Annotated in this window: 13 protein-coding genes; 4 read left to right on the plus strand and 9 right to left on the minus strand. The window is 64.3% G+C overall.

Annotated features, from left to right (window positions below):
* Positions 1 to 102: 102 nt before the first annotated feature.
* Genes gatB through QYR03_RS03210 form a run of 3 tightly spaced genes read right to left on the minus strand, consistent with a single transcriptional unit; the run spans position 103 to position 3197 of the window.
* Positions 103 to 1605: an Asp-tRNA(Asn)/Glu-tRNA(Gln) amidotransferase subunit GatB gene (gatB, locus tag QYR03_RS03200; RefSeq protein ID WP_259850975.1), complete on the minus strand. Its 1503-nt coding sequence runs from the start codon at positions 1603 to 1605 to the stop codon at positions 103 to 105.
* A 60-nt stretch (positions 1606 to 1665) separates the two neighbouring features.
* On the minus strand, positions 1666 to 2640 hold the full coding sequence (locus QYR03_RS03205; protein ID WP_301712803.1) for a bile acid:sodium symporter family protein: 975 nt from the start codon (positions 2638 to 2640) through the stop codon (positions 1666 to 1668).
* 35 nt (positions 2641 to 2675) lie between these two features.
* Entirely contained in the window at positions 2676 to 3197 is a 522-nt protein-coding gene (locus tag QYR03_RS03210; RefSeq protein WP_301712804.1) for a mismatch-specific DNA-glycosylase, read from the minus strand.
* Positions 3198 to 3250: 53 nt separating this feature from the next.
* Between QYR03_RS03210 and nadA the strand changes: the two genes are divergently transcribed.
* Genes nadA through QYR03_RS03230 form a run of 4 tightly spaced genes read left to right on the plus strand, consistent with a single transcriptional unit; the run spans position 3251 to position 6564 of the window.
* Complete coding sequence (gene nadA / locus QYR03_RS03215; RefSeq protein WP_259850973.1) at positions 3251 to 4204, plus strand: quinolinate synthase NadA; 954 nt, start codon at positions 3251 to 3253, stop codon at positions 4202 to 4204.
* Between the two features lie 6 nt (positions 4205 to 4210).
* Positions 4211 to 5068 (plus strand): carboxylating nicotinate-nucleotide diphosphorylase, encoded by an 858-nt coding sequence (gene nadC / locus QYR03_RS03220; protein ID WP_301712805.1) that lies wholly within the window; start codon positions 4211 to 4213, stop codon positions 5066 to 5068.
* A gap of 30 nt (positions 5069 to 5098) precedes the next feature.
* Positions 5099 to 5659, plus strand: coding sequence for a hypothetical protein (locus QYR03_RS03225; RefSeq protein ID WP_259850971.1), 561 nt, complete (start codon positions 5099 to 5101; stop codon positions 5657 to 5659).
* The gene (locus QYR03_RS03230) at positions 5659 to 6564 is read left to right on the plus strand and encodes a PrsW family intramembrane metalloprotease (RefSeq protein WP_259850970.1); all 906 of its coding nucleotides are present in this window, start codon (positions 5659 to 5661) and stop codon (positions 6562 to 6564) included. The genes QYR03_RS03225 and QYR03_RS03230 overlap by 1 nt, the downstream gene beginning before the upstream one ends.
* Here QYR03_RS03230 and QYR03_RS03235 read toward each other — a convergent pair.
* The 6 genes from QYR03_RS03235 to gatC are packed head-to-tail and all read right to left on the minus strand — an operon-like array spanning position 6561 to position 12260.
* Positions 6561 to 7157, minus strand: a complete 597-nt coding sequence (locus QYR03_RS03235) for a GNAT family N-acetyltransferase (RefSeq protein WP_259850969.1) — start codon at positions 7155 to 7157, stop codon at positions 6561 to 6563. The genes QYR03_RS03230 and QYR03_RS03235 overlap by 4 nt on opposite strands.
* A complete protein-coding gene (locus QYR03_RS03240) occupies positions 7154 to 8083 on the minus strand; it encodes an NAD-dependent epimerase/dehydratase family protein (RefSeq protein WP_259850968.1) in 930 nt (309 codons plus the stop codon). The genes QYR03_RS03235 and QYR03_RS03240 overlap by 4 nt, the downstream gene beginning before the upstream one ends.
* A 9-nt stretch (positions 8084 to 8092) precedes the next feature.
* Entirely contained in the window at positions 8093 to 9124 is a 1032-nt protein-coding gene (locus tag QYR03_RS03245; RefSeq protein WP_259850967.1) for a 6-phosphofructokinase, read from the minus strand.
* Positions 9125 to 9143: 19 nt separating this feature from the next.
* On the minus strand, positions 9144 to 10487 hold the full coding sequence (locus QYR03_RS03250; RefSeq protein WP_301712806.1) for an MFS transporter: 1344 nt from the start codon (positions 10485 to 10487) through the stop codon (positions 9144 to 9146).
* Positions 10471 to 11952: an Asp-tRNA(Asn)/Glu-tRNA(Gln) amidotransferase subunit GatA gene (gene gatA / locus QYR03_RS03255; RefSeq protein WP_301712807.1), complete on the minus strand. Its 1482-nt coding sequence runs from the start codon at positions 11950 to 11952 to the stop codon at positions 10471 to 10473. Before gatA ends, QYR03_RS03250 begins: the two co-directional genes overlap by 17 nt.
* Entirely contained in the window at positions 11952 to 12260 is a 309-nt protein-coding gene (gatC, locus tag QYR03_RS03260; RefSeq protein ID WP_301712808.1) for an Asp-tRNA(Asn)/Glu-tRNA(Gln) amidotransferase subunit GatC, read from the minus strand. Before gatC ends, gatA begins: the two co-directional genes overlap by 1 nt.
* Between the last annotated feature and the right edge of the window lie 50 nt (positions 12261 to 12310).

Raw genomic sequence — 12310 nt, forward strand, 5'->3', positions numbered from 1 at the left:
GCCCCCGGCCAGATCCAGTTTCTGGTCGGGGGACAGTCGTCGTTGTGTCGTCTAGGCGTTGCTCCCCCCTGCGCCGGACGCGCAGGGGCCAGCAGGTAGGGATTAGTCCGCGAGCTTCTTCGCGATGATCTCGTTGATCGCCTTCGGGTCAGCCTTGCCCTGCGTCGCCTTCATCACGGCGCCGACGATGGCACCGGTGACCTTGGTGTTGCCGGCCTTGTACTTCTCCACGATGTCGGGGTTGGCGGCGAGGGCTTCGTCAACGGCGGCTTCGATGGCACCGTCGTCGCGCACCACCTCGAGACCGCGCTTCGCGACGACCTCGTCGACGCTTCCCTCCCCTTCAATGACGCCGTCAATGGCCTGGCGGCCGAGCTTGGTGGTCAGTTTGCCGTCTTTGACCAACTCAACGACCCGAGCGACATCGGCCGGAGTGACACCGAGCGCATCGAGGTCGCGGCCGAGCTCGTTGGCCTTGCCGGCGATGTAGGAGACCCACCACGCGCGGGCCTCGTCCGGGGTGGCACCAGCCTCAACGGTATCGACGATCAGGTCGAGGGCCCCGGCGTTGACCAGGTCGCGGAATTCCTTCTCCGGCAGCTGCCACTCCTCCTGGATGCGGGCGCGGCGCACCCACGGAAGTTCCGGCAGGGTCGCGCGGATCTCTTCGACCCACTCCGGCTTGGCGATGACGGGCGGCAGATCCGGATCGTTGAAGTAGCGGTACTCGCTAGCTTCTTCCTTCGGGCGGCCCTTGGAGGTGGAGCCGTCGGTCTCCTGGTAGTGGCGGGTCTCCTGAACGATCTCGCCGCCGGCTTCTAGCACGCCTGCCTGGCGCTGCATCTCGTAGCGGACGGCCTGCTCGACGGATTTCAGGGAGTTGATGTTCTTGGTTTCGGTGCGGGTGCCGAATTTCTCCTGGCCGACCGGGCGTAGGGAGACGTTGGCGTCGCAACGCATGGAGCCCTGGTCCATGCGCGCATCGGAGACACCGAGCGACTTGACCAGCTCACGAAGAGCGCCGACGTAGGCGCGCGCCACCTCCGGGGCGCGTTCGCCTGCCCCGATGATCGGCTTGGTCACGATCTCAATGAGCGGGATTCCTGCGCGGTTGCAGTCCACCAGGGAGGCGGTGGCGCCGGAGATGCGGCCTGAAGCGGAACCGAGGTGGGTCAGCTTGCCGGTGTCTTCCTCCATGTGGGCGCGCTCGATCTCGACGCGCCACTCGGTGCCGTCGTCGAGCACGACGTCGAGGTAACCGTCGTACGCGATCGGCTCGTCGTACTGGGAGATCTGGTAGTTCTTCGGCTGGTCCGGGTAGAAGTAGTTCTTCCGCGCGAAACGGGACGACTCCGCGATCTTGCAGTTCAGCGCCAGACCGATCTTGATGGCCCACTCCACGCCCTTGGCGTTGACCACAGGCAGCGCGCCCGGCAGGCCCAGCGAGACCGGGTCGATGTTGGTATTGGGCTCCGCACCGAAGTGGGCCGACGAGGTGGAGAACATCTTGGTCTCCGTGGCCAGCTCCACGTGCACCTCAAGACCCATCACCGGGTCGTACTTTTCCAGGACGTCGCTGTAATCCATCAGGTCGTACGCAGTCATGCTTGCCAAGTGTAGTGCCCCCGCACGCACGCCGGGACGATAGCTCGGGTTACGTCTGATTTACGCATCCGCCGGGGAGGACCTCCTGTCCTTCGCACGGAAAATCAGCGCCAGGATCGCACCGGAAATGTTGTGCCACACGGAGAACACAGCACCGGGCAGCGCCGCCAGCGGACTGAGGTAACTGGCCGCCAGCGTGGCCGCCATCCCAGAATTCTGCATGCCGACCTCCACGGCCATGGTGCGCGAGGTGGCCTCCGGCTGTCCGGTCACCTTGCCGGTGAGGTAGCCGAGCGTGTAGCCGATCGCGTTGTGCAGGACGACCGCCAACAAGACGATCATCCCGGCCTGCGCGAGCTTGTCGCGGGAGCCGGCCACGACAATCGCGACAATCATGGCGATGGCCACCACCGACACCCATGGCAGCGCCGGCAGCACGGCGGCGACGGCACGCGGCGCGACCAGACGCACCAGCAGGCCGAGGCCGACCGGGAGGATGACCATCTTCACGATGGACCAGGCCATCGGCTCGGCGCTGACGTCCATGTGCTCGCCGGCCAGCCACAGCGTCAGCAGCGGGGTCAGGATTGGCGCCAGCAACGTAGATACGGTCGTCATGGTCACGGACAGTGCGACATCGCCGCGCGCGAGGTAGGAAACCACATTCGACGATGTGCCTCCCGGCGCGCAGCCGACCAGGATCACGCCCGCGGCGACCTCCGGTGGTAGACGCAACGCCCAGGTCAACGCGACAGCGGCGAGCGGCATGATGACGAACTGCGCGACAACGCCGATCACCACCGGAAGAGGTTTCTTGGCAACGAAGACGAAGTCCCTGCCCGTGAGCGTCAGTCCCATGCCGAACATGACGATGCCGAGCAGCCACGTCGTCCAGCCGGAAATCGGTTCGACGGCACCAGGCGCGGCGAAACCGATGATGCCACCCGCGATCACGAGGAGCGGGAAGCCTAGCGTCGCGACGAAAGCCGAGCGCTCCTCGGCGTGCTTCTTCTGTTCCATCTCCGCTGGTTCCATAATGTGGACTATAGCGTCCACATTATGGAATCCGTTCACTGGGGTGGGTGCGTCGACGCCCACACCTCTCGGTAGCTCGCAGCCAGCGTTTCGACGGTCTCGTGCGCATTTAGTCCACTCGGGTTGCCCACCACCCACACGGGCACGCCGGAGATCGTCTCGGATTGCAGTCCCCGCACCGCTTTTCGCCGCCCAAAGGCATCCCGGTAGGCACCGACACCAGCAATCATCACAGCAGCTGGGCGATGCTTAGCGACGGCTCCCTCCAGCCTCTTTCCCCCCTTCACCAATTCGACCCTGCTCAAATCGGATGCCTTGGGCGTCATCCGGTCGACGAGGTTGGTGAAACCAATCCCCTGTATGGCGAGCATGTCCTCGTCCTGCTCCGCCAACCCGTGGCTCGCCTGCACGCGGTAGGGCGTCATCCCGGCGGCTTCCAACGCGGGCCAGAAACGGTTACCGGGGTGCGCGAATGGTGCGTCCACCTCCTCGGACAGCGCTCCTGGGTTGATACCTACGATGAGCAGCCGGCAAGGGTCGGGAATTCGGTCGTGCATTTTTCCGACCATAGCGCGGTATCTCAGTGCCACATGAGGGTTAGATTGGACATATGTGGACCGATGAAGTGAATCAGCTCAAAAAAGAACGAAACGCCGTCATTCTGGCGCACAATTACCAGATACCTGAAATCCAGGACATCGCAGATTTCACCGGTGATTCGCTGGCTCTATCCCGCATCGCGGCTGATACCGACGCAGATGTCATCGTTTTCTGCGGCGTGCACTTCATGGCTGAGAGCGCCAAGATTCTCAGCCCCGAAAAGACGGTTCTCATTCCTGACGAAGACGCCGGTTGCTCCCTGGCCGACTCCATCACTGCTGATCAGTTGTGGGACTGGAAAGCCGAGAACCCGGGCGCGGTGGTAGTCAGCTACGTCAACACCACAGCGGACGTGAAGGCCCTGACCGATATCTGCTGCACGTCCTCCAACGCCGTCGACGTGGTCAACTCCATCGACCCCGATTCTGAGATCCTCTTCTGCCCCGATCAATTCCTCGGCGCCCACGTCAAGCGCCAGACCGGCCGGGAGAACATCCGAATCTGGGCCGGTGAGTGCCACGTCCACGCCGGCATCAATGGCAAGGAACTAGCCGACCAAGCAGCCGCGCACCCCGACGCTCCCCTGTACATCCACCCCGAGTGCGGATGCGCGAATTCCGCGATCTACCTGGCCGGCGAAGGCGTCATCGCCCCGGAGCGCGTCCATATGCTCTCCACCGGCGGCATGCTCGACCAAGCCGACCGCGACAAGCAGGGCACCGTCCTCGTCGCCACTGAAGTGGGCATGCTGCACCAACTGCAGAAAAAGTCGCCGCTGGCGGACTTCCAGCCCGTCAACCCCCAGGCCTCCTGCAAATACATGAAGATGATCACGCCGGAGAAGCTCGTGGCCAGCCTCCGCGACATGCGCGACGAAGTCACGGTGCCAGAGGATGTCGCTGATAAGGCACGCCAGTCGCTAGAGCGCATGATCGCCATCGGCAACCCAGGCAGCGGGGAGTGACGCCGCATGGGTGCACCACTGAATAAGGAAGCGACTCTGCGCCTCATCCGTCTCGGCCTCGAAGAAGATTTCGCGCACGGCCCCGACGCCACCTCGGAGGCGACTGTCGACACCGATGTCACGCTCACCGCCCGCCTCGTCCCGCGCCAGCCCGGTGTGGTCGCGGGTCTCGGCACCGTCGAATGGACCATGAACGAAGTCTCCCCAGACATCGCCGTGACGGTCCACGCGACCGACGGCGACCTAGTCGCACCGGGTGATCGTCTCGCGACAATTTCCGGCCCAGCACGGGCGGTCTTGTCGGCGGAACGCACTGCGTTGAATCTGCTCACCTACGCCAGCGGCATCGCCACCTGCACCCACGAGTGGACCCGGGAGCTCTCAGGGACCGATGCCAAAGTCCGCGACTCCCGCAAGACCTTGCCCGGATACCGCGACTTAGCCAAGTACGCGGTGCGGTGCGGTGGCGGAATCAACCACCGGATGAGCCTGGGGGATGCTGTGCTGATCAAGGACAACCACGTCGCCAGCGTCGGCACCGTGGCTGAAGCGTATCGGCGCACCACCGCCGCCTTCCCGGACCTCCCCAGTGAGATCGAGGTTGACGACCTCGAGCAGCTCGAAGAAGCCCTGGCATTCTCCCCCGATCTGGTCATGCTGGATAATTTCGGGGTGGAGGGGACGCGGGAGGCCGTCGATAAGCGGAATGCCCTTTCTCCGTCGACGAAGCTGGAATCTTCGGGCGGATTGACGCTCGACCGCGCCCGCGCGTATGCCGAAACCGGCGTGGATTTCCTCGCTGTCGGCGCGCTCACGCACTCGGTTGCCATCCTCGACATAGGACTGGACGCCGCATTGCAGTAATAGTTGCCGTCATGTATTTTGATCGGCGCTATGAATAATCAAACATCTTCCCGAGCACCCGTTGTGCTCGGGCTTATTCTTTTATTCCTCGTCGCCGCCGCGCTGGTCTTTCCGCGCGTTGTCGACGCCACCACGACACCCGAAGAGTCCCAGGTGCCCGACAACCCTGTGGAGTTGGGCAGCATTGGCGTGCCCGACGAGAACGGCGGGCAGCTTGTGTGCAGCAACCCGTCGGGCTTCGCGGAAAGCACGAAGACGTGGGATTGCGATTCGACGCGCATTCTTGGCCGCTCCGAACCGGCACCCAACAACGCAGAGAAAGCCCTCGCCCGCTTCTACCGCAGAGTGACACTCGACCGGAACGTGGAAACTGGTAACGTCGAGTCCCCGCGTGAAGGCGTGCATGTGAAGCGCACCGAGGCAGACGCCGAACGCAAACTCGTGGCGGTCTCCATTGCCGACGGGCAGACCACCCGCTACTTCTCTTTCGGCGGGGACGACGCAGAAGAGCTCGCCCAGCGTTTGATCGACTCCGCTGACGTGAACACTGATAGTTCCGCTGACGATTCCGAGGAAACGGAGGGCGACTAGTGACCGACAAAATGAACCTCATCCTCCGCATCGCAGGAATGCTGATCCTCCTCGCCTCCGCTGTCTGGTCGGCTATCTACTTCAGCCAGCTCCCCTTCAACGCAACGATCGCGGCAATGAGCGCATTGCACGCGGCGCTGTGGTTACTGCTGGCGTGGCTTCTGCTGCGCAACCACCCGGGTCGCCCTGTTCATTCCTCTCCCGCCTTCATCTTCGCGGGGTTCGTCTCAGGTATGGCTCTGTGCGCCCCTTCAGTGACCACGAATGAATCCATCATCGCCTTCAAGGACTGGCTGGGCTTGGGCAGTTTGGGATTCGCTCTGCTGACCCCCACAGCCGAGGAGTTATTCAAATTCGCCACGGTGTTCATCCTGAGCACCATGATCTTCCGCATCCGCCGCCCCATTGAGGCCGTAACCATCGCGATTGCCGTCGGTTTCGGCTTCGCGGCGCTGGAGAACGCCACCTACATCTTGAAAGCGGCGCTCGATAACCTCAACTCCGATGTCGAGGGCTCGCTCTTGGGGTATGCCGCCCGGACCGTCCCTGGACCATGGGGCCACTCGCTCTACCTCGGTCTCTCGGCATGGGGCCTCGGCGTCTTTTTGTGCCGCACGGACAAATCCCTCCGCTGGCGCATCGGCCAACTGGTCATCTGGTACTTCCTCGGATTCGCCATTCACTCGATCTTCAACGCTTCAACCGAGCTACCCGGCGAGATCGCCCCGCTGGTGGCGTTGATCGCGGTCATTGCGTTCACCTGGATCGGCGGAATCTGGCTCTACCTACGCACCCGCAAGATCGGCCGCCGAGACATCGCGGAGACGACTGGGGGGACTGAAGTCGCAGCTTCCGCACCGACTGTTGAGGAAGCTTCAGCCCGAGAAGCCAGGCAGCGGTCTTAAGCTCGCAGCCGCGCCTCGAGCGCGGTCTTCACCTCGGGCCACTCGGTGTCCAGGATGGAGTAGACGCAGGTGTCGCGGACGAGGCCGCTTTTGAGGATCTTGTGCCTGCGCAGTACCCCGTCGAGCTTGGCGCCGAGGCTCTCGATGGCCGCGCGCGACTGCCGGTTCATGTAGTGCGTGCGGATCTCCACGCGCAGGCATCCGAGATCCTCGAAGGCGCGCTGGAGCATGAGCAGTTTCGCCGCTTTATTGAACGGCGCGCCCTGGGCCTCTTTGGTGATCCACGTCGAGCCGATCTCGATGCTCCGGTTCGCCGGGTCCGGGTGCAGGAACGTGGTCACACCGATGGCGGTGCCAGCCGGGTCGACGATCGCCCACGGGGCACGTTCACCACGTTCCTGATCAGCGAGATTCGATTCAATATACTCGGGAACTCCCGCTGGAGTCGGGATGTGGTCCTGGTACCACAGCTTGGACAAGTCCCCGACATGGAAGGCGAGCGACTCAGCGTGCTCGAGGCTCAACGGTTCCAGTCTCACCCACTGGTTGCTCAGCGCCGGGTTGTCGCTGAAGCTCTGGTCACGGGAACTCATTGCATCGTCCGGAAGTAGTCGACGGTGCGCGCCACGCCCTCGTCGAGGCTGACGGTGGGCTCCCATCCGAGAACCTCCCGTGCACGGCGGTAGGAAAGGGCGGAGCGGGGGACGTCGCCAAGCCGCGGCGGAAAATCCTCGGGCGTATCGGGCGCGTCGGCATGTTTCGCTACAAGGCTGTGCAGATCACGGTCGGTCGTCTCCACTGAGGTGCCGATATTGAAGCGCGTCCCGTCGCCTCGTTCCCCCGCGGCCAGCACGAATGCGCGTGCCACATCGCCGACGTAGACGTAGTCGCGGGTGTTGGTGCCACCACCGAAAATCTTCGTCGGGTTGCCCCGCAGCAGGTTCTCCGAGAAGATCGCCACAACACCGGCCTCCCCGTGAGGATTCTGCCGCGGCCCGTACACATTCGCCGGCGCGATATAGCTCGCCTGAATCCCGTAGAGGTGGCGGAATGTGCCCAAGTACTGCTCGCCGGCCAGCTTCGACGCCGCGTAAGGCGAGTGCGGATCGACCGGGAAGGACTCGTCGACAGGGAACGTATCCGGAGTGCCGTAAATCGACCCGCCCGACGACGTGTGCACGATCTTGCGCACACCAGCCTTCCGCGCGGCTTCTGCGAGATTGATCGTCGCCAAAATATTCACCCTCGCGTCCGCGATCGGGTCCTCGACGGACTTGCGCACGTCGATCTGCGCGGCGAGGTGGAAGATCACCTCGGGAGCAAGCTTATCGACGATCCCCTCAACCCCCTCGTCCCGCACATCGCCCTCGACGAGCTCCACCGACGGCTGATGCTTCAGGTTGTCAGCGCGGCCGCTGCTCAAATTGTCCAGCACAGCGACACTATGCCCCTCCCCTATGAGGGCGTCGACGAGATGGGATCCGATGAAGCCGGCTCCGCCGGTGACAAGAGTGCGCACGTGGTGATTTTAACCGAACACGGAACGGGCAGTCTTGATCCGGTACTCCGGAACGCGCTTCAACTGGCCCACGGCATCCGCGAGCGGGACGAGCGCGATTTCTTCGCCGTGGAGTGCGACAGTGGTACCGAAATTGCCTTCGTGTGCGGCGCGAGCGGCATGGATACCGTAGCGGGTGGCGAGGACACGGTCATAGGCCGTCGGGGTGCCGCCGCGCTGCGTGTGGCCGAGCACGGTCGTGCGCACGTCGTAGCCTAGGCGGCGCTTGATCTCGTCGCCGATGATCTGGCCCATGCCGTTGAAGGTCTTGTGGCCGAATTCGTCCTCCTCGCCGAGGCCCGCGTCCATGGTGCCCTCCTTGGGCACAGCGCCCTCGGCGACGACGATGATGCCGTACTTCTCCCCCATCTGGAAACGGCGCTCCATCGCCTTGCAGATGTCCTCGATGTCGAAGGGGTCCTCCGGGATGACCGTGTAGTGCGCGCCGCCGGCCATGCCCGCGTGGAGCGCGATCCAGCCGACGTGACGGCCCATGACCTCGACAATGAGGATGCGGTTGTGGGATTCCGCCGTGGTGTGCAAACGATCGATGGCATCCGTTGCCACCGACACCGCCGTGTCGAAGCCGAAAGTGTAGTCGGTCGCGTTGACGTCGTTGTCGATCGTCTTCGGCACACCCACCACCGGAATACCGTTGTCGGAGAGCCACTTGGCGCCCTTGAGGGTGCCTTCGCCGCCGATCGGGATCAGCGCGTCAATACCGGCATCCTCGAGGTTCGCCTTGATCTGGTCCAAGCCGGCCTTGAACTTGTCCGGGTGCAGGCGGCCGGTGCCCAAAATGGTGCCGCCGCGCAGCAGGATCGAATCGATGAAGGCGTCGTCGTACAAATCCTGGCGAAGGTCCTCCATGAGACCTACCCAGCCGTCCTGGTAGCCGACAACGGTAGAGCCGTATTCCGAGCTCGCGGTGCGGACAATGCCGCGGATGACAGCGTTGAGGCCGGGGCAGTCGCCGCCGGAAGTAAGTGTGGCAAGACGCATATGACCCAGACTAGCGCGATTAAGTAGCGCTGTCCGCGCCGTGCGGAACCTTATTGCCCTTCCTGGTGCGCAGCGGAATTGAAGCAGCGGCACCGACGAGCATCGCCGCCAGCGGAAGGGCGACCGCCTTCCCCGCGGTGGCCTCGATCGGCCCGGCGGCGAGCACTGTGCCCATCAATGCGACACCGAGGACGCTTCCCACCTGGCGGGCGGTGTTGTACAACCCGGACGCCGCGCCGGTCTGCCCCTCCGCAACGCCCCTCATGGTCACCGCCGCGTTCGGTGCCCACACGAAAGCCCCGCCGATTCCCAGCAACGCGGTCACGGCGGCGAACCACCACACGTCCGCGGATGCGCCGATCAAAACGATGGCGAACCCCAAGCCCGCCGCGCACACGAGAAAGCCGCCGACGCACAGCAGGCCGGGGTCACGCCGGTCCGTGAGGTAGCCGGCGGCAGGTGTGAGCACCAACGCGAAGACCGACATCGGCGCCGCGATGAGTCCGGAGGCGGTCGGCGATGCCCCGGCGACTGTCTGCAACCAGTACATCAACGGGATGAACATCGACGCCACAGTGAAGCCCATCGCGGCAACGCCGACGGCACCGAGGGCGAAGGAACGGTCGCGGACGAGTTCCAGGGGTAGGAAGCCTCTGTCCTCGCCGCTGCGCGCAGCTAGGAAGAGGGCAGCGAGACTCACGACGCCGAGTGCGATGCTCAGCCACTCGCCGTACTGGATGCCGTAGACCAAGCACCCGAGTCCGCCGAAGGACAGCAGGACGGGAAGAAAATAGATCCGCTGCTGCCCCGCCGGCAGCTTCGGCAGCGCGACCAGGCCGGCGACAAGTGCGGCGGCACCAAGCCCCGCCTGGGCGAAGAACGCGGCGCGCCAGCCAGCCGATTCAGCTATGGCGCCGCCAGCCACCGGACCTATCAGGGAGGCGACCGAACCGATCACACCCCACGCGGCAAAGGCGCGCCCCTGGGTGTCTTCGTTGAAAACACGAGGAATCAGCCCGAAGGCCTGCGGCAGGAAAACAGCGGCACCGAAGCCCTGCACCCCGCGCGCGACAACGAGGGAGCCGAACGACCAGGATGCCCCCGCGAACACGAGGGCAGCTACATAGACCGCCAGGCCGATGAGGAACACGCGGCGCTGACCGTAGGCGTCGCCCAACCGGCCGGTCGCCGGCATGGGGGCCACGGTGCACAGCAGGTACACGCTGGTCAGCCACACCGCATTGCCCACGTCGAAAGGCAGCATCGGGGTGATCACGGGCATGAAGCCCTGGTCGATCAGAACGAGAAAATACCCCGCGGCGAGTGCCGCGAGGGTATTCCAGGGGTTAACGGCGGGCTTCAAAAGCGGCGGCCACCTGGTAGAGACGTTCGTCGGCGAAGGCCGGCGCGATGAGCTGCAGACCGACAGGCAGTCCGGTGTCGGACGCGGTGCCGGCCGGCACCGACATGCCCGGCAGACCAGCCAGGTTCAGCGGCAGCGTAAAGAGGTCGAAGTTGTACATTGCCAGCGGGTCGTCGACCTTGTCGCCCAGCTTGAACGCCGTGGTCGGAGTCGCCGGACCGGCGATGATATCCACCAGCTCGAAGGCCTTGGCGAAATCCTGAGCCACGAGGGTACGGATGCGCTGCGCCTGCAGGTAGTACGCGTCGTAGTAGCCGACAGACAGAGCGTAGGTGCCCAGGATGACGCGGCGCTTGACCTCGTCGCCGAAGCCTTCACCGCGGGTGAGCGACATGACGTCCTCGGCCGAATTCGTGCCGTCGTCGCCGACGCGCTGGCCGTAACGCATGCCGTCGAAACGCGCGAGGTTCGAGCTGACCTCGGAAGTCTGGATGATGTAGTACGCACCCATGACGTGGGCGAAATTCGGGCAATCCACCTCAACGATCTCCGCACCCTGGGATTCCAGCTGCGCGATCGCCTTATCGATGGCTTCCCCCACACCACTTTGCGTCCCCTCGCCGCCGAACTGCTTCACGCGGCCCACCTTGACGCCGGTGAGATCGCCGGAAGCACCCTCGCGGGCGGCAGCGACGACGGAGCTGACTGGGCGGTCGACGCTCGTGGCATCGAACTCGTCGTGGCCGGCAATGACCTCGTGCAGCAAAGCAGTGTCGAGCACGTTGTTCGCGCACGGACCGCACTGGTCGAGGGAGGAGGCGTTGGCGATCATGCCGTAGCGGGAGACAGCGCCGTAGGTCGGCTTCACACCGACGGTGCCGGTGAGCGACGCTGGCTGGCGGATGGAGCCGCCGGTGTCGGTGCCGATGCCCAAGGGCGCCTGCCCCGCAGCCAGAGCCGCCGCGGTTCCGCCGCCTGAACCACCCGGGGTTCGGTCCAGGTCATGGGGGTTTCGGGTGACCTTGTACGCGGAATTCTCCGTCGAGGAGCCCATCGCGAACTCGTCGAGGTTGGTCTTGCCCAGAATCGGGATGCCTGCCTTACGGATCTTGGTCACGATCGTCGCGTCGTACGGGCTCATGTAGCCCTCGAGCATCTTCGAGGCGGCCGTGGTCGGAGCGTCGGTGGTGACAAATAGGTCTTTCAAAGCCAGCGGCACACCGGCAAGCGGGGACGCCGGAGCTTCGCCAGCCTTCACAGCGGCGTCGACTTCATCGGCAGTCTTCAACGCTTCCTCTGCACCGACGTGCAAAAAAGCGCCGATGGTCCCGTCTGTCTCCGCTATGCGGTCCAGAAATGCCTGGGTGACCTCGCGGGAGGTCACCTCGCCGGCCTGGATCTTCTCTGCCAGCACGTGCGCCGGCAGGCTGGTCAAACCTTCAGCGGGAATAGTGTAGTCGGCCATTAGTCCTCCTCCCCCAGGATCTGCGGAACCATGAAGCGGTCGTCCTCAACCTCCGGTGCCTGGTCGAGGGCCTGGGTCTGGGTGAGGGTGGTGCGCTGGACGTCCTCACGCATTGCCGCTTCAACACTGTGCGGGTGGCTCATCGGCTCGACGCCTTCGGTGTCCACTGATTGCACTGCGGAGACGGCCTCCACGATGGTGTCCAGCTGACCAGCCAGCTGGTCCAGCTCCTCGTCGCTCACGGCGATGCGCGCCAACCGCGCGATGCCTGCGACCTCCTCGCGGGAGATTCCTGAGGCTTCAGCCACGTTGTCCCACCTTCTTAAATCCTCGGGTTGCTCTTGACGCGCCTTATCTT

It is taken from the genome of Corynebacterium sp. P4-C1, assembly GCF_030503595.1.
Taxonomy (GTDB): Bacteria; Actinomycetota; Actinomycetes; order Mycobacteriales; family Mycobacteriaceae; genus Corynebacterium.